This is a genomic window from Bradyrhizobium arachidis (assembly GCF_024758505.1).
GTDB classification, from domain to species: Bacteria; Pseudomonadota; Alphaproteobacteria; order Rhizobiales; family Xanthobacteraceae; genus Bradyrhizobium; species Bradyrhizobium manausense_C.
The window spans coordinates 4,800,695-4,816,764 of sequence record NZ_CP077970.1; the positions used below are offsets into that span (position 1 = coordinate 4,800,695).

Consider the following 16,070-nt stretch of genomic DNA (forward strand, 5'->3'; position numbering starts at 1 on the left):
ACTTTCCCTTGTTACTTTCCTTGTGCCTTCAGCGCGGCGTCAAGGCGCGGGAACACGCGCCGAGCGTTGCCTTCATAGATCTTGTAGCGATCCTCTGCGGAGAGCGTCGTGGCGCCTTCGATGTAGCGCTTGGTGTCGTCGTAGTAGAAGCCGGTCTCGGGATCGATGCCGCGCACCGCGCCGATCATCTCACTGGCGAACAGCACGTTCTCGACCGGGATCACCTTGGTGAGCAGGTCGATGCCGGGCTGGTGATAGACGCAGGTGTCGAAGAAGATGTTGTTGAGGAGGTGGTCCTTGAGCAGGGGCTTCTTCATCTCCTGCGCCAGCCCGCGGAAGCGGCCCCAGTGATAGGGCACGGCGCCGCCGCCATGCGGGATCAGGAAGCGCAGTTTTGGAAAATCCTTGAACAGGTCGGAGGTCAGGCACTGCATGAAGGCCGTGGTGTCGGCGTTCAGATAATGTGAGCCGGTGGTATGGAAGCAGGCGTTGCAGCTCGTCGACACGTGGATCATCGCGGGGATGTCGAGCTCGACCATCTTCTCGTAGATCGGGTACCAGTGCCGGTCCGAGAGCGGCGGCGAGGTCCAGTGCCCGCCGGACGGGTCCGGATTGAGGTTGATGCCGACGAATCCGTACTCCTTGATGCACTTCTCGATCTCGGGAATGCAGGTCTTGGGATCGACGCCAGGCGACTGCGGCAGCATCGCCACGCCCATGAAGTTGTCCGGGAACAGCTTGCTGACGCGGAAGCAGAGCTCGTTGCAAATCGCGGCCCAGGTCGAGGACACCTCGAAGTCGCCGATGTGATGGGCCATGAAGCTCGCGCGCGGCGAGAAGACGGTGAGGTCGCTGCCGCGTTCCTTCATCAGCTTGAGCTGGTTGTTGACGATGGAGTCGCGCAGCTCGTCGTCAGAGATCTTCAGCTCGCTCGGCTTCGGCTTGACCGAGGGATCCTTGATGCCGGCGATCTGGCGGTTGCGCCACTCTTCGAGGGCCTTGGGTGCGGTCGTGTAATGGCCGTGGACGTCGATGATCACGTGACCTCTCCTTCAATATTTGATACGGCCGACCTCGATCAGCGCGGCGCGGGCCCGGCGTCGGCCGGCGCCCTGGCTGCCGGCGCAGACCGTGGTCGCGGTGCTGCGGGGCGGTCGAGCGCGGGAGCCTGCAGCGAGGCCACCGTGGACTGCACCAACTGCTCGATCGCATCCTCCGCGTCGGCGCCATTGGCTTCGCCGCGCGACAGGCGCGACACACGATCGGGCGTCACCAGCGTGTAGTAGAGCGCGCCGAGCAGAAAGTGGCTACGCCACACGATCTCGGTGCGCGGGATATGGGGCAGGCACGCGCAGATCGCGTCGATCAAGGCGTGGCTGGTGTCGTCAAACGTCTGGGCGATGATGCGGCGGGCGACGTCGTTGCTCTCGGCCGACATGATTGCGCGCAGCCGCGTGAAGCGGGCGCCGCCGCCGGCAAGGTCGCTGCCGGACGAAAAGGCGGGCAGCACATAGGCGCGCACGATCGCCTCCAGCCGGTCCTGCGGATCGCGGATGCGCTGGGCGGCCGCCAGCAGTTCGGAACGGCGCTGGTTCATGGGGCCGCAATGGCGCTGGTAGATTTCCAGCAGCAGCCCGTCCTTGGTTGCGAAATGGTAGGTGACGCTGCCCGGATTGGCGCCGGCAGCCTGGGCGATGTCGCGCACCGAGACGGCATTGAAGCCGTTGACCGAAAACAGCTCCTCCGCGGCAGCGAGAATGGCTTCCCGCATGTTCGGTTTGCGCGTTTCCTTCCTGGTGGGCTTCTGTACCATGTTCGTTGTACTATTGTACAAATAAGTCGGACAAGTCAACAATAGCTGTGAGCAGGGCTGGGATCGCGACAATGCAGGGCGCGGGTTGAGCTTCGTCGCCCATGTCCCGGCCAAGGCTGGAGAATTTCCGGCGGTGGGGACGTAACAACGGCAACGAAGCCTAGACGATGCCTTGCTGCCGGAGGGCCTGTCTGAGCGCCTCGGCCGTCGTGTGGTGATGCGCGAACAGGCCCGCTTCGCGAGCGCCGGCGACGTTCGCCGGGAGGTCGTCGACAAAGAGAACGGCTGATGGCGGGACCTGAAGCTGGGACAGGCAGGCGCGAAAGCAATCCGGATCCGGCTTTCCCACTTTGAACTGCGCGGATGCGAAGATCCTGTCGCCGAACAGCGGACGCAATTGCGGGAACAGAACGTCGATGTGATCGGCGACCAGCGTGGTGTTGTTGGTGAGAACGGCCACGTCGACCGATCTGCTGATCTCGCCGACGATATCGAGGACCGCAGTATCCGGAGTCATCGAATGACGCCGCGCCTCCAGCCATTCCCCAACCGACAGCGGATAGTTCAGCCGCTCGCCAAAACCACGCAGATAGTCGCAGGCGTCGAGCGAGCCGTCATCGCCCAAAAACTCGAAGCCGGAGCCCCAGATCGCCTCGTACACATGGTCGGTTGTGGAGCCTGCGAGCCGAGCCAGATGCGCCGCCCGCACGCCTCGGTCGTAACGGCAGAGCACGTTGTCCATGTCGAACAGGACAAGCTTGATCTGCCCGGCCGCTGCAAACCCCGCATCCGCCATCGACGCTCCCAAGATGTTGGTGGTCAGGCCGCGCGCTTGAACGGCGCGACCTGGATGCCGCTGGCCTTCAGCGCGTCGCGCAGTCCGCGCGCGATCTCGACCGCGCCGGGCGTGTCGCCGTGGATGCAGACCGTGTCGGTGCGCATCTTGATGACCTTGCCGGTCACCGAGACCACGGCGCCGTCCTGCACCATGCGCACCACGCGGTCGGCGATGGCCTTGGCGTCGTGCAGCACGGCGCCGGGCTTCTTGCGCGAGACCAGATTGCCGTCGTCCTCATAGGCGCGGTCGGCGAACACTTCGTGCACCATCGGCAAATTGGCGTCCTCGCCGGCCTTCACCAGCTTCGAGTTGGCGAGCACGACGAAGATCAGGCTGGGGTCGACCGCCCTAATGCCGGCAGCAATCGCTTTTGCCGTCATGTCGTCCTCGCAGGCGACGTTGGACAGCGCGCCATGCGCCTTCACATGCGTGACCTTGTGGCCTGCCGCGGTCGCAATCGCCTGCAGCGCGCCGATCTGGTAGGCGACGAGGTTCTCGATCTCGGAGGCTTTCAGGCCCAGGATCGGGTGGCGGCCAAAGCCGCGCAAATCCTGATAGCCGGGGTGGGCGCCGATGGCGACGCCGCGCGCCTTCGCAAGCTCCACCGTCCGCCGCATGATATCGGGGTCGCCGGCATGAAAACCGCAGGCGACGTTGACGGAGGTTGCAAGCTCGAGCATCGCCTCGTCATTGCCCATCTGCCAGGCGCCAAATCCTTCGCCGAGGTCGCAATTGAGGTCGATCGTCTTCATGGTGCTGTCCTCTGGTCTTTGGGCCGAGCATGATCCGGAAAAGCGTGCAGCGGTTTTCCGAAGAGATCATGCTCAAACAAGATTCTTAAGGCTCTGCGTGGCCGTGCCATGTCGCGGCATCGACGGCGTTGACCGCATGTCCCGCGACATTAGCATCCTGCAGGGCTTCGATGTTGAGCGCGACGGTGTCGGTCGATCGCAACCGATCCGGCAGGCTGTGCAGCAGCTTTGCGAATTTCCGCGCCTCGTCCTGCGCCTCGGCCATGCTGATGGCCTTGAAGCGAAACGGCGTCCCCGCCGAGGTCTGCGCGAAGCGGCCGAAATCGGACGTGACGACGGTTGCGATCTTCGGATAGCCGCCAGACGTGCCGCGATCCATCATCAGCACGATCGGCGCGCCGTTGCCGGGCAACTGGATGCTGCCGTTCACGGTGCCGTCGGAGACGATGTTGTGGCCGTGCAGGTGCTTGATGACGGGGCCTTCGAGCCGGTAGCCCATGCGATCCGACGTCGCCGAGATCTTCCAGTCGCTATTCAGGAACAGCGCCTTGTTGGCCTCGTCGAACTCGTCGTCCTGCGGGCCGAGCACGACGCGGATCGGTCCGTGTGCTGCCTTCGGCAGTTCGATGCGACGCTCAGGCGCGCCGCTCGCGGCATCGACGGAAAATTCGTCGCCGGCCTGGAGCGGGCGCGGGTAGGGGCTGCCGAGCCCGGCGCGGGCGTTCACCGCGAGGCTGCCGAACACCGCCTCGCCCTTGATGGCGCCTTCGATCGCGAGATAGCTGAAGGCGCCGCCGCGGGCAAAGCCGAGCGTCAGCGTCTCGCCGTCCTTCAGCGTCACCGAGCTTTCGAGTGCGACCGACCGTCCACCGACGTCGGCGTTGCGCGGCGCGCCTGATATCGCGACACGCACGGCACCATCGCGCGCCGTGAAGGAGGCGCCGAACGGACCGATCTCGATGCCGGCGGCGAATAGCTCGTTGCCGACCAGGCAATTGGCCGCCGCCAGCGCCAGCCGATCCATCGCACCGCTCGGCGTCAGCCCGTAGCGCTGCGAGCCCGGCCGGCCGCCGTCCTGGACGGAGCTGGCGGGCCCGATGCTGACGACCAGGAGCCGGCTCATGAGGCGACCTGCTCGGCGATGATCTCGCCGGCCTCGGCGGCCCGGTCCTGCTCCGCAAAAGTCTTGTGGTCGACGGCGAAAAACGTCACGCGATCACCGGGTTCGGTCAGGAAGATTGGATTCCGGTGGAGCTGATAGGTGCGGACCGCCGTGCGGCCGAGCAGATGCCAGCCGCTGGGGCCGGCAAGGCACTGGATGCCGGTCTGGATGCCGCCGATCGCGATGGTGCCGGCCGGCGTCAAGAGCCGTGGATTCTGCCGGCGCGACATCTGGAGGGATTTTTCGAGGCCGCTGAGATAGGACCAGCCGGGGGTGAAGCCGATCATGGCGACCCGGTAGTCGCCCGCGACGTGACGGGCCACGATGTCGTCGGGCGTGGTGCCGAGCGCCTTGGCAACGTCCTCGAGATCGACGCCGTGCTCCCCGCCATAGGCGACCGGAACGCGCCAGCGCCGCGTTTTCGCGGTCGGCGGCGCCGGCTGGCCCGCGAGCGCGAGCAGCCTTTCGCCCAGCGCCTCATAGCCGATCTTGCCGGGGTCGTAGTGCACGAGTAGGGAGCGATAGGTGGGCACGGACTCGGTGACGCCATCGATGGCGGCGTCCGTGAGCGCGCGGTCCAGCGCCAGCACCGACTGGTTGGCATCGTCGTCGATGCTGCGGCTGTACTCGACCGTGATGGCACTGTCGCCACTTGGCAGAAGGCGGGGCGGTGAAAACGTCGCGGCCATGGCCTGTCGAAATCCGCCTCTTAGAATTGCGGGTCAAGTCCCGCGTTCCACGCGAACGCCCTTTGCTTCGCGTAAATGCGTCGGCAAGTCCAATAAATTAATCCAGGGCTACGCGATAAAGCCTTGTTATCGCACCGCATAACTGCCTTGCAGCACCTCAGTTTTGGCCCTTGACGGCAAGCGCGCGCCTCGCAAGATGCGCGCTTCTTCCAACCGCCCATCCGGAGCTCGTCGCTTTCCATGTCGCTGTCCCCCGAAGCCCGAAAGACCCTCGCTGGCATCACGACCGCCACCATCACCACGGTCCTGCTCAAGAAGGGCCTGCGTAACGTCTGGATGCGCGGCGCGCGCCCGCTGAAGCCGGGCCTGCCGCGGCTGGTGGGGCCGGCCTTCACACTGCGCTTCGTGCCGGCGCGCGAGGATCTGGCGACGCCGGAATCCTGGTCGTCGCCGATCTCGACCCGCACCGCGATCGAGGCGATGCCCGAGGGTTGCATCGCCGTCGTCGACGCCATGGGGATCACCGATGCCGGCATTTTTGGCGACATCCTCTGTGCGCGCATGGTCAAGCGCGGCGTGACCGCGCTCGTCACCGACGGTGTGGTGCGCGATCTCGAGGGCGTGCTCGGCACCAATCTTCCGGTGTGGTGCGACGGCTATGCGGCGCCGCCGTCGGTTGCGGGCCTGACCTTCGTCGGCTGGGGCGAGCCGATCGGCTGTGGCGGCGTTGCGGTGTTTCCGAACGACATCGTCGTGGCCGACCAGGACGGCTGCGTGCTGATCCCGCAGGCGATGCTCGATCACGTGCTCAATGAAGGCGTCGAGCAGGAGCGGATGGAAGCCTGGATCGTCAACGAGGTGAACAACGGCGCGGTGCTGCCCGGCCTCTATCCCATGAACGCCGAGACCAAGGCGCGCTACGCCGCCAGCAAGAAGTAACAGGAAGCGAGGACCCCTATGGAGATCACCGTCGCAGGCACGCGGCCGACCCGCCGCGCGCCCAAGGAAAATTTTACGGGCACCGTGTTGCAGGATCCCGTGATCATGGCGCCTGCGCCGGCACGGCTCAACTGCTCGCGCGTCTCGTTCGAGCCGGGTGCGCGCACCAACTGGCATCACCATCCGCTCGGCCAGACGCTCTACGTGATCTCCGGCGTTGGCCGCGTCCAGGCCAAGGGCGGGCCGGTGAGGGAGATCCGTCCTGGCGACACCGTCTGGATTCCGCCGGGCGAAGTGCACTGGCACGGCGCCACGCCGAACAACGGCATGTGCCACATCGCCATGCAGGAAGCGCTCGACGGCGTCTATTCCACCTGGCTGGAGCCGGTGACTGACGCGGAATATTCCGCGCCGGTCGGCTAACTCTCGCGCCGCGGATGCAACGCAGCGCGCTTGGCCATGCGAAGCATCGTCCATTGCGGCGCGATGGCGATCCGGAGGATTGCTCAGGCTGACGTGCGTCATTTCGCGACGCGCGCTTCCGCCCACTTGCTGACGTGCCAGATCATGATGTGGTAGTGCGGCAAGTCCACTCCGGGGTGACCCGGGTTGAAGTAGATGCTGACGTGGTCAACCTTTCCAACGAAGCCCGGCGCCTCCAATGAATTGTGATTGTCGATCTCCTTGGTCGGCACCATATACAGGGTTGCCACCAGGCGATCCCTGCGATCGAAGCACAGGAATGGCCCTAGCGGCAGAGTTTCCGGCTTCACAAGAAGGACGCCCAGGCCGGGAAAGAACTTAGGGAAGTTCACGAGATCGCTGACCCGCTCGTAGCCCTTTTTCTCGGCAACCTTCCGTTGGTTCGGCGCTGGGCGAACGACGCGGCGCTTTCTGTGGGGTTTGCCGTCTGCGCGAGTTACTGCTTTGGTTTTCTCAATGTTGTGTGGAGCGGGCGCCTGCGGAGCCGGACGTTCGACCGGAAAAAGCTGAGCGACAGGCTGTTTCACGTCCGCGGTCAACGCAAGCAACGCAGCCAAGGCTGCGGTCACCAGTGAATTGCGCATCAAGACCTCCCAGTACCTGGGTCATCGGCCCTGCTGACGTTGTTGCCAGCGCATAAAGTCCTGGAACAATTGTTCGCGGTCCGGCGGATTGCTGATCGGCTTTTGCTCGAGGAAACGACCGAACGCCCTGCGAAGCGCGGCTTCTCCGCCGGATTGCTGCTGGAGCCAGCGCTCCGCAGGTTGAAATCGCCGCCAACCAGGAAGCAGCGCGGCCAGGTTCACCTCTCGCCACTTGGGGTGATGACCGTCGCCGAGAAATTCAGGAAATCGCGAGAACAGTGTCTGCACGAACAGTTCCAGAAGCGGAAACCGTTCGCTGCGGATCGGCCAGTTGTAAGCGAAAAGCGCGCATTTGATCGCGATGGTGTCGACGGTATCAGAGACTCCGATGATCTCCGGGTAGTCTTCGTGGCGGAGAGCCGATGGCAGATAATCATGCTGCAGCATCGCTTTCGAATAGGGGATGGACAGAAAGTGAAGGTCGTCGCCTTGCGCGTAGCGGGCCAGGAAGCTGACCGGCTTGCCTGACACCACCAAGGCGGCGGAGATTTGCCCCTTCCGCATTCCCTCCAGTGCTGCGTCCAGAGCCAGGTTCGACTCGCTGACCTTCACCTCCAGATTGTTGAGCACCTCGCGGCCGAGGACAGCGCCAGCACTGCCTTCTTCGCCGAGATTGACCTGCTTACCTGCAAGATCCGACAAGCTCTGGATCTCGGCGCGTGCGAGGAGGTGGAACTCCTCGACAAACAGCGGGGTAATGTAGACAAGCTTGTTGCCGAGATCTCCGAGGGTTCCTCTCTCGCGGAGACGATCGGCCAGCACGACGGGAGCGATCGCCATGTCGGCACCTGCCAGGCGGAGTATGTCGATAATGTTGCGACTGCCACCATTTCCCACCATTGGCAGCACCCGCAATGCGACCTCGCCGTGAGGACCGCTCTCTTGGCCGGTGGCCAGCGTCGTCGCAATGTCCTGAGCTATGGCGAACTCCGTGCTGTGCGCCGAGCCGGTTACAAATCCCGTCGTGTGCGGGTCAGACCTTGCAGCATCTTTCCGTGGTGCATTCTCCTTCCGCGGAGACACCTTCGCCACTTCGTTGGGGGAAACGGATGGTCGGGTTTGCGCGAGGGATGTCTGGACCTGTCCGCCGGGCCAGGTCGCTGCAATCAATGCGGTGAACAAACCGGCCCGCACAGCTCCGCAGACCCTCATTGTTCAAACCTGTTTGCGGCTTCGGCGCCCGCTTGGCGCCGTCTTATCCAGCAACTCGGCCCATCCGTCGCGTGGCAGGCCTGAATGAATTTGCTTCGGTTTCCAAACGCACCGGTCGGAGCGACGTTCCCTGGGATGTCTCTGCACCATCGGTGAGTCGCGATTTGCCAACCGTGCGTCGGGCACGCGTCGCCATGCCCGTTGCCTTGCCTAGAGTTTTTCCGCGGTCCACGTGCCCGAGCACATGGCGCCTTTCCAGGTGCCCGAGCCCGACGTGCCCGTGAGGCGGCCGAAGCCGATGGCGCGTTTGATGCCGCTGCTCAAGGTGACGTTGATGTTGCCGGCGTCCGCGACGCGGCCGGAGGCCGAGACGGCGGCGCCGTTGGAGGCGACCTGACCGTTGCTGATGCCGATCGAGACGGTGGCGCCGTTGCCGCAGGCTTCGCTCGACGACGCGATCCGGACATTCCAGGCGCCGTCGAAGCTGGTGGTCGCAGCGCGCGCCTGCACGACCGGCACGGCGATGACGAAAAGGCTGATCAAAAGTCCTTTGCGAAAATAATTCATGGCTCGCCCCTGTGGGTTGAACGTGCGGGGAACCTGCCATGGTGTCTGATTGGGCCGATGTGAGGACTGTCACGCCGGTTCCACCGATGTGACGTCACGCACGCTGGGGCGCCTGCTGTGCAGCGCAAGGTGACAAGGCGCCGCCGTCGTGCCCTGCTGCCGGCACCGAAAGGTTGTTCGCAGAGGGCGAAACGATGCCTGAATCCGACAAGGTGTTCGCCGGCTCGGTCCCGGAAAACTACGACCGCTATATGGTCCCGCTGATTTTCCAGAGCTATGCCGACGACATGGCGCGTCGCGTCGCCTCGCGCGCGCCGAAGACCGTGCTGGAAACGGCGGCGGGAAGCGGCGCGGTCACGCGCGCCGTCGCAGCCGTTCTTTCGCCGGATGCGACATACGCGGTGACCGATCTCAACCAGCCGATGCTCGACCATGCAAAGCTTCGGCAGGGCACTGACGCGCGCCTGAGCTGGCGCCAGGCCGACGCGCTGTCGCTGCCGTTCCCGGATGGCTCATTCGACGTCGTGTGCTGCCAGTTCGGCGCGATGTTCTTCCCGGATCGCATCAAAGGCTATCAGGAGGCGCGGCGCGTGCTGAGGCCGCAAGGCGCGTTCATCTTCAACGTCTGGGACCGGATCGAGGACAACGTCATTGCCGCAGACGTCACCGATGCAATGGCCGAGTTCTTTCCGGACGATCCGCCGCGCTTCCTCGCGCGCACGCCGCATGGCTATCACGACACCGCCCAGATCCGCCGTGACGTGCTGGATGCAGGATTCTTGGGCGTGACGATTGAAACACGGTCCGGTCAAAATCAGGCCATCTCCGCGCAGCTTGCCGCGATCAGCTACTGTCAGGGCACGCCGCTGCGCAACGAAATCGAGGCGAGACGTCCCGACGCGCTGGAGGCTGCCACCGCCCACGCGGCAAAGGTGATCGCCGCGCGGCATGGTGAGGGACTGATCTCCGCAAAGATCCAGGCCCATGTGATCGAGGCGCTCGTCTAGGCCGAGCGGCGGCGCTCCGTCAGCGGTACGACAGAGCTGTCGCGCGTCGAAAGATACTGTTTGCCCCACGTCCACAGCATGCGAATGACGGGCTCGAGCGAACGTCCGAGCGCCGTCAACGAATATTCGACGCGTAGCGGGACTTCGGCATAGATCTGGCGGTGGATGAGGCCGGCAGCCTCCAATTCACGGAGCTGTCGCGTCAGCATGCGCTGTGTGATGCGCGACAGTCGGCGCTTGAGCTCGTTGAAGCGAACGGTGTCGTCGAGCAAGTGATAGAGGATCACGCCCTTCCATTTGCCGTCGATCAGATCGAGGGTTGCCTCTACCGGACACCCGGCCGCACAATCATAGGTGCTGCCTGCGAGCTTCTTCATAGTTCACTCCGTGATACCAGGAGACGAAACTGTGCGTAATTGTCAGCTCCCAAATTAGCGCGCAACGTGCCGCTCGCAAAGGCCGATAACGGCCGCAGATGCCAAACCTTTGCAGGGGTGCAGCGAGCCTTTAGCTGGCGCAGACCGGCGGGGCGCGCATGAAAATCCTATTGAGGAAAACAAGGAGCGAGCAACGTGAGACAAGGGATTCGATTGGCCGCTTTGGCCGCAGCGGTCGTGCTGGCTGGAGCCGCACGCGCCGAGAACGGAAAGGTCGAGGCGGAGGTTTTCGCCAAATTGCCCCAGTCCGTCGGCAACATCGCATTCACGCCGGACAACCAGCTGATCTTCAGTCATCATCCATTCTTCAGCCCCGACATTCGCGTGGCCCGACTGACGTCGCCGACGACCTTCGAGCCGTTTCCAAACGCGCAATGGAATACGCCGCGAAAGGGTACCGATCAGTATCTCGACAATGTGCTCGGCCTGCGCTCCGACGAGAGCGGCGTCGTCTGGATCATCGACATGGGCTTCCGCACGCAGATCACGCCGAAGCTCGTCGGGTGGAATACACGCACGAACAGGCTGGAACGCATCTACTACATGCCGGAGCCGATCACGGTGAAGGGATCGCAGCCGCAGGACATCGTGATCGATCAGAAGAACCGGAAATTCTACATCGCCGACGAACATATCGGCCCCGGCGGTGACGGCTCCCATGCGGCGATCATCGTCATCGACATGGATAGCGGCGTCGCGCGGCGGGTGCTGGACGGCGATCGATCGACCGTACCGGAAAATGTGCCGATCACCGTCGATGGCAACGATCTGACCGTGCCCGGCAAGGATGGCAAGCCTGCGATCATCAAGGTGGGCTGCGACGGCATCACGATGGACGTCAGGTCCGAATGGGTTTATTTCGCGCCCCTCAGCGGCCGGTCAGTCTACCGCATCAGGGTCGGCGACCTGAACGATGAGAAGCTCAGCCCGGAGCAGCTCAGCGGCAAGGTCGAACGCTACTCGGACAAGCCGAACAATGGCGGCCTGTCGATCGACTATGCCGGCAATCTCTACCTGACCGCGGTCGAAACAAAGTCGATCGGCATTGTCGGCGCGGACCGCAAGTATCGCACCTATCTCAGCGATCCCGACATGGTATGGCCTGATGGGATCACGGCCTCGCCTGACGGCTACATGTACGTTTCGGCGTCCCAGGTATCGGCCGCAGCCATGTTCCACGGCGGGAAGGCGGAGAACAAGACGCCGTATCTCATCTATCGCTTCAAGCCGGTGGCGACAGGCTACATCTCGCGTTGATGGCGCCCCGCTTAGGGGCCCGGCGACGGATTGGCGGGGGATGGGAGCTATCAACAGAAGAGCTCGGCATCAAAGATGCCGAGCTCTTCTTCGTTCGTCGATCCGGAAGTTTCAGTTCACGCGCGTCCAGGTCTGGCCGCCGCAGAACATGCCGCCGAAGGCGCAGCCCTGCACGCGAAGCCGGTCAGTGCCGCGCATCGCGATCGTCGAATCATAGGTTGAGCCGGAATTCGGATCGAGGATGCGGCCGGTCCATTTCTGGTCCTTGGTCGGCTTCATGTTGATCAGCACCTGCTCGCCATTGAGGTTCGACTTGGCATCGACCGAATAGCCACAGAGATTGTTGCCGCATTGCTCGATGCGGACCTTGCCTTCCTTCTCCTCGGTCAGCCAGATGCCCAACGGCGAATTGAGGTCACGCGTCGGCGCGGGCGCTGCGGCAGGTGCAGGCGCTGCGGCCGCCGGTGCCGGTGCGGGCGCCGCAGGCGGAGCCGGGGGCACGGGCGGTGCAGCCGCCACCGTGGGAGCCGCCGGCGGCGGTGTCACGGCCGGGGCAGCCTGCTGCTCGGCGGGAGCTGCCGCCGGGAGCTGAGGAAGCGGCGGCAGGACGGCGGTTTCGGCCGGCGCGTTGTTCGCCGTGGTGGTCGGCGCAGGAGCGGGTGGGGCGGGCGGAACCGGGGGCGGCGCGACTGCGGGGGCCGTGGCCTGGTCGGCCACGGGCGGCGCCGGGACAGGTGCGGGCGCGGGGCTTGCCGGCTGCTGAGGATCGGTCTTGGCCTGTTGCTTCGGCGCGGCGTTCGGGTCGGTCTTGGTGTCGCTCTTGGCCTTCTTCGACTTCTCGCGAGTATTGTCATAGACGCCGGGGATCGACACCGTGCCGCGGTCGGGGTCGATGCGAATGGTGCGGCCACCATATTCGATGGTGTATTGTGCCTGAGCAGCCGTGCTCGCCAAAAGAAAAGCAGCCAACGCCAACAGCTTCTTCATTTCCGTCTCCTGAGGTGGTCCCTGCATCGACGCTTACGCTTCGGCCCCGTTGCGTAGCGTGATCTAGATCACTTTCAAGCTATGAGTCGTCCTCCAGTCGCTTCTGGTTCAATGCCATGCAAGTCGGTCCAGAGTTTGACCGACTCGCCGAACGCATCACGGTGTCGCGCAGGACCTGGAGCCTCTTCCGTTCCGATGGAATCGGAACGGGGCTCCAGATTTTTCTTTCGACGTGTTTTCTTGACGCGCCGGTAGCCACTTCGCTCGAAAACGCTTTAGTCGAACCAGGCGGCGTAGATCTTCCCAAAACTGCCGTCCTCCATGGAGACATGGAGCCATTGGTCGACGAAGGCTTTCAACGCGACATCGCGCTGCAGCCAATAGGCCTTCTCCGAAAAGTCGAACGGCTTGTCCGGATGCACCGCGCAGAGCACGCCCGGATGCTGCTTCTGCTGGAAGCGGGTCTCGGAGGCGTCCGTCATCATCAGGTCGGCATTGCCCTTGGCGATCTCGTCGAAGATCACGGTGTTGTCCGGGAAGACGTTGATCTCGGCATCTTTGATATTGGCGCGGGCAAAGCGCTCGTTGGTGCCACCGGGATTGACGATGACACGCGTGCCCTTCTTGTCGATGTCGGCGAGCGTCTGGTACTTGCCGACGTCGGCGCAGCGCGCGATCGGCGTCTTGCCCTCGCGCATGATGGGCGTGGAGAACAGGCCCTTCTTCTGGCGGTCGAAGGTGATCGAGACGCCGCCCATGGCGATGTCGAACTGATCGGCCTCAAAATCCTTCATCAGCTTCGGCCAGGCGGTCTGCACGTACTCGACCTTGACGCCGAGCGCCTTGCCGAGCGCTTCCGCCATGTCGACGTCAAAACCGGTGAATTTTTGCGTCGTCTTGTCGAGAGAGGTGAAGGGCTTGTAGTCGCCGGTCATGCCGACACGCAAGGTACCGCGCTTGACGATGTCGTCGAGGCGCGAGCCGGGTGCGCTCTGTTGCGCATGCACCGCCGAGCACATCAGGAAAGCCGCGACCAGGCCTGCAAACATTCGAACGATCATGTCTTTTCCACCCCTGTCTGAACTGTCATCTTGTTCTTGGGCTGCGGATTTAGACCAGTTGTCCGCTTCAGGCGAGAAGGAATTGGAGATTGACGATATCGATCCACGAGGCGTCGGCCGGCCTATTCGTGCCGTTCCTGCGCAATCTGTCCGGGCTGCTTGACCAGGCCAAAGCTTACGCCGAAGCGCGCAAGATCGATCCGGCCGTGCTGCTCGGTCTGCGGCTCTATCCGAATATGTACGATCTGGGGCAACAGGTCGGCGAGGCTATCAGGCACGCGGTGGTCGGCTCGGCCCTGCTGGCCGGGCGCGAGCCGCTCGCCTTCTCCGATTCGAAGCCTGATCTGGCTGAATTGAAGTCGCGCATCGCCGCGGCGATCGCATTCATCGAAGGCCTGCCGCGCGCGGAGATCGATGCAGCCGCCGACAAGGACGTCGCATTCCGCTTGAAGAGCGGGATGGAGCTGCCGTTCACCGGGCGGACGCTGCTTCTGACCTTCAGCGTCCCGCAATTCTTCTTTCACCTCACGACGGCGTACGACATCCTGCGCCACGCAGGCGTCGATCTCGTGAAGCGCGACTTTCTCGGGCGGCGCTAAGCTTCGCCCTTGCGGACGAAGTCGGCGAGCGCGCCGCGGCCCGAGATTTCACTGCGCAGCACCTCAAAGCGATGATGCGCATCGGCCTCGCGCTCGTCGACCAGCCTGACGGCGGCTTCGCTCGACAAGGGACCGCTGACGACCGGTGTGGAATATTCGCCGATGGTCTCGTGCACGTAGAACTGGCCGTCGTCGCCGCGCTGCACGGTCCATTTGAAGCGTAGCGCCGCCATCGGTCCGGGGCCGACCTTGCTGTAGCCGTCGGCATCCGGCTGCTCGGGCGCGAGCGGCTGCTCGTTGACCAGGATGCGCTCGTCGTCGATCAGCGGCTGTTCGTCGAATGACTGCTCCGGCTCGTCGAATGAGGGGAGCGGAGGCGGCACGGGATCGGCGAGGATGGCTTCCACGTCGATCGTGGGCTCCTCGGCCTCGCGCGCCGGCTCAGGACGTTCGAGAATGCTGGCGATCGTCGCCAGCGCGTGATCGGTCGGGTCGATATCTGGCAAGGGTCCATCCTCCGCGGGCCCGCGGCGGCAAATCTGTCCCACTGCCGTCGCGGTTCCCCTACATTACGCGCTGCCGATTAAGGCTGAGTTTGGGCTCGATTTGCACCAAAATGGGACGGTTCCTGTCCTTACCGAGGCGCGCCGGCCGGATATGCCGCCCGCAACCTCCGGCGCGGCGATCAGCCCAGCACGTCCTGGTTGATCACGTTGATTCGGATCGGATCGCCGTCCAGCACGCTCAAAATATTGCGCGCGGTCTGCTCGCTCATGCGATCGACGGCCTCGACGGTGACGCCAGCCACATGCGGCGCGGTGATCACGTTGGGCAGCGCGAACAGGGCGTGTCCGACCGGCGGCGGCTCCTGCTCGAACACGTCGAGGCCGGCACCGGCGATCTTGCCGGACGACAGCGCCGCGTGCAGGGCCTTCTCGTCGACGATGCCGCCGCGCGCGGTGTTGATGAGATAGGCGGTCGGCTTCATCGCTCCGATCCGCGCGGCATTGAACAGGCTGACGGTCTCCGGCGTCTTCGGGCAGTGAATGGTGACGAAGTCGGCGCGCGGCAGCGCCGCGTCAAGATCGCTGGCCACCTCGCAGCCGGCGCCCCTGATGTCATCAGCGCTCTTGTAGGGATCGAACACCAGCACGTTCATTTCCATCGCCAGGCAGCGCTTGGCGGTGCGCGAGCCGATGCGGCCGAAGCCGATGATCAGCACCGTCTTGCCGTAGAGGTCGAAGGGCAGCATGCCGAGCCGGTCGGCCCATTTGCCGTCGGTGACGCAGGCATGCATCTCCTGGGCGCGCTTGGCGAGCACGAGCATCATGAACAGCGCCTGCTCGGCGACCGAGGGCGAATTCGCGGTGCCCGCGACCAGCAGCGGCACCTTGCGGCGGGACAGCGCCGGCACGTCGACCGCGTCGTAACCGACGCCGATCCGCGTCACCACTTTCATGTCCTTCGAGGCTTCGAGCTCGGGCTCGCCGAACCTGGTGGCGCCGAGGGCCACGCCATGCACCGGCGCGTGCTCCCTAAGCATAGTCTGGAAATCCGGCGTCGAGATCAGATTGGGGAATTCGACGAGCTCGATATCGTCCCGCTGGGTGAGGAGGGCGCGTGCGCCCCGCGACAAAGTCTGCGTGACAAAAATCTTCTTCTTGTTGGTCGCCATAATCCCCC

19 protein-coding genes are annotated in these 16,070 nt (G+C 64.1%); 5 read left to right on the forward strand and 14 right to left on the reverse strand.

Translation table 11 applies throughout. The annotated features are described in order from the left end of the window. Window positions 1-11: 11 nt before the first annotated feature. The 6 genes from KUF59_RS22175 to pxpB all read right to left on the reverse strand — a co-directional run bounded on the left by KUF59_RS22175 (window position 12) and on the right by pxpB (window position 5,254). Entirely contained in the window at window positions 12-1,040 is a 1,029-nt protein-coding gene (locus KUF59_RS22175; RefSeq protein ID WP_212461075.1) for an amidohydrolase family protein, read from the reverse strand. A gap of 38 nt (window positions 1,041-1,078) precedes the next feature. Further along, window positions 1,079-1,813 (reverse strand): TetR/AcrR family transcriptional regulator, encoded by a 735-nt coding sequence (locus KUF59_RS22180; RefSeq protein ID WP_212461076.1) that lies wholly within the window; start codon window positions 1,811-1,813, stop codon window positions 1,079-1,081. A gap of 160 nt (window positions 1,814-1,973) precedes the next feature. Continuing rightward, window positions 1,974-2,609 (reverse strand): HAD family hydrolase, encoded by a 636-nt coding sequence (locus KUF59_RS22185; RefSeq protein WP_212461077.1) that lies wholly within the window; start codon window positions 2,607-2,609, stop codon window positions 1,974-1,976. A gap of 23 nt (window positions 2,610-2,632) precedes the next feature. Beyond that, window positions 2,633-3,403 carry a LamB/YcsF family protein gene (locus KUF59_RS22190; protein WP_212461078.1) on the reverse strand — a complete coding sequence of 257 codons (771 nt, stop codon included), beginning with the start codon at window positions 3,401-3,403 and terminating at the stop codon, window positions 2,633-2,635. A gap of 85 nt (window positions 3,404-3,488) precedes the next feature. Next, window positions 3,489-4,526, reverse strand: a complete 1,038-nt coding sequence (locus KUF59_RS22195) for a 5-oxoprolinase subunit C family protein (RefSeq protein WP_212461079.1) — start codon at window positions 4,524-4,526, stop codon at window positions 3,489-3,491. Further along, on the reverse strand, window positions 4,523-5,254 hold the full coding sequence (pxpB, locus tag KUF59_RS22200; RefSeq protein ID WP_212461080.1) for a 5-oxoprolinase subunit PxpB: 732 nt from the start codon (window positions 5,252-5,254) through the stop codon (window positions 4,523-4,525). The genes KUF59_RS22195 and pxpB overlap by 4 nt, the downstream gene beginning before the upstream one ends. 240 nt (window positions 5,255-5,494) lie before the next feature. Here pxpB and KUF59_RS22205 point away from each other — a divergent pair, with 240 nt between their 5' ends. Both KUF59_RS22205 and KUF59_RS22210 read left to right on the forward strand, forming a co-directional pair. Further along, on the forward strand, window positions 5,495-6,193 hold the full coding sequence (locus KUF59_RS22205; RefSeq protein ID WP_140982525.1) for a ribonuclease activity regulator RraA: 699 nt from the start codon (window positions 5,495-5,497) through the stop codon (window positions 6,191-6,193). Window positions 6,194-6,211: 18 nt separating this feature from the next. Continuing rightward, entirely contained in the window at window positions 6,212-6,616 is a 405-nt protein-coding gene (locus tag KUF59_RS22210) for a (R)-mandelonitrile lyase (RefSeq protein WP_212461081.1), read from the forward strand. Window positions 6,617-6,714: 98 nt separating this feature from the next. Here the strand turns inward: KUF59_RS22210 and KUF59_RS22215 are convergent, their stop codons facing one another. The 3 genes from KUF59_RS22215 to KUF59_RS22225 all read right to left on the reverse strand — a co-directional run bounded on the left by KUF59_RS22215 (window position 6,715) and on the right by KUF59_RS22225 (window position 9,039). Further along, complete coding sequence (locus KUF59_RS22215) at window positions 6,715-7,260, reverse strand: hypothetical protein (protein ID WP_212461082.1); 546 nt, start codon at window positions 7,258-7,260, stop codon at window positions 6,715-6,717. A gap of 21 nt (window positions 7,261-7,281) precedes the next feature. After that, window positions 7,282-8,442 (reverse strand): TAXI family TRAP transporter solute-binding subunit, encoded by a 1,161-nt coding sequence (locus KUF59_RS22220; RefSeq protein WP_249140623.1) that lies wholly within the window; start codon window positions 8,440-8,442, stop codon window positions 7,282-7,284. A 240-nt stretch (window positions 8,443-8,682) separates the two neighbouring features. Then, a complete protein-coding gene (locus KUF59_RS22225) occupies window positions 8,683-9,039 on the reverse strand; it encodes a hypothetical protein (protein WP_212461083.1) in 357 nt (118 codons plus the stop codon). A 194-nt stretch (window positions 9,040-9,233) separates the two neighbouring features. Here KUF59_RS22225 and KUF59_RS22230 point away from each other — a divergent pair, with 194 nt between their 5' ends. Further along, window positions 9,234-10,046 carry a class I SAM-dependent methyltransferase gene (locus tag KUF59_RS22230; RefSeq protein WP_212461084.1) on the forward strand — a complete coding sequence of 271 codons (813 nt, stop codon included), beginning with the start codon at window positions 9,234-9,236 and terminating at the stop codon, window positions 10,044-10,046. On the opposite strand, the gene KUF59_RS22235 is transcribed toward KUF59_RS22230, so the two are convergent. Continuing rightward, window positions 10,043-10,423: a winged helix-turn-helix transcriptional regulator gene (locus KUF59_RS22235; protein ID WP_212461085.1), complete on the reverse strand. Its 381-nt coding sequence runs from the start codon at window positions 10,421-10,423 to the stop codon at window positions 10,043-10,045. The genes KUF59_RS22230 and KUF59_RS22235 overlap by 4 nt on opposite strands. Before the next feature lie 195 nt (window positions 10,424-10,618). Here KUF59_RS22235 and KUF59_RS22240 point away from each other — a divergent pair, with 195 nt between their 5' ends. Beyond that, window positions 10,619-11,740, forward strand: a complete 1,122-nt coding sequence (locus tag KUF59_RS22240; RefSeq protein ID WP_212461086.1) for an L-dopachrome tautomerase-related protein — start codon at window positions 10,619-10,621, stop codon at window positions 11,738-11,740. Window positions 11,741-11,851: 111 nt separating this feature from the next. Here KUF59_RS22240 and KUF59_RS22245 read toward each other — a convergent pair whose 3' ends face one another. Together KUF59_RS22245 and KUF59_RS22250 are read right to left on the reverse strand one after the other, a co-directional pair. Beyond that, window positions 11,852-12,727, reverse strand: a complete 876-nt coding sequence (locus tag KUF59_RS22245; RefSeq protein ID WP_212461087.1) for a DUF2147 domain-containing protein — start codon at window positions 12,725-12,727, stop codon at window positions 11,852-11,854. A gap of 275 nt (window positions 12,728-13,002) precedes the next feature. After that, on the reverse strand, window positions 13,003-13,788 hold the full coding sequence (locus KUF59_RS22250) for a transporter substrate-binding domain-containing protein (protein WP_212461088.1): 786 nt from the start codon (window positions 13,786-13,788) through the stop codon (window positions 13,003-13,005). A gap of 101 nt (window positions 13,789-13,889) precedes the next feature. Here KUF59_RS22250 and KUF59_RS22255 point away from each other — a divergent pair, with 101 nt between their 5' ends. Next, window positions 13,890-14,387 carry a DUF1993 domain-containing protein gene (locus KUF59_RS22255; RefSeq protein ID WP_212461232.1) on the forward strand — a complete coding sequence of 166 codons (498 nt, stop codon included), beginning with the start codon at window positions 13,890-13,892 and terminating at the stop codon, window positions 14,385-14,387. Here KUF59_RS22255 and KUF59_RS22260 read toward each other — a convergent pair. Both KUF59_RS22260 and KUF59_RS22265 read right to left on the reverse strand, forming a co-directional pair. Continuing rightward, the gene (locus KUF59_RS22260) at window positions 14,384-14,893 is read right to left on the reverse strand and encodes a hypothetical protein (RefSeq protein WP_212461089.1); all 510 of its coding nucleotides are present in this window, start codon (window positions 14,891-14,893) and stop codon (window positions 14,384-14,386) included. The two genes, KUF59_RS22255 and KUF59_RS22260, sit on opposite strands and share 4 nt — an antisense overlap. A 179-nt stretch (window positions 14,894-15,072) precedes the next feature. Further along, window positions 15,073-16,062, reverse strand: coding sequence for a hydroxyacid dehydrogenase (locus KUF59_RS22265; protein ID WP_212461090.1), 990 nt, complete (start codon window positions 16,060-16,062; stop codon window positions 15,073-15,075). Window positions 16,063-16,070 lie beyond the last annotated feature (8 nt).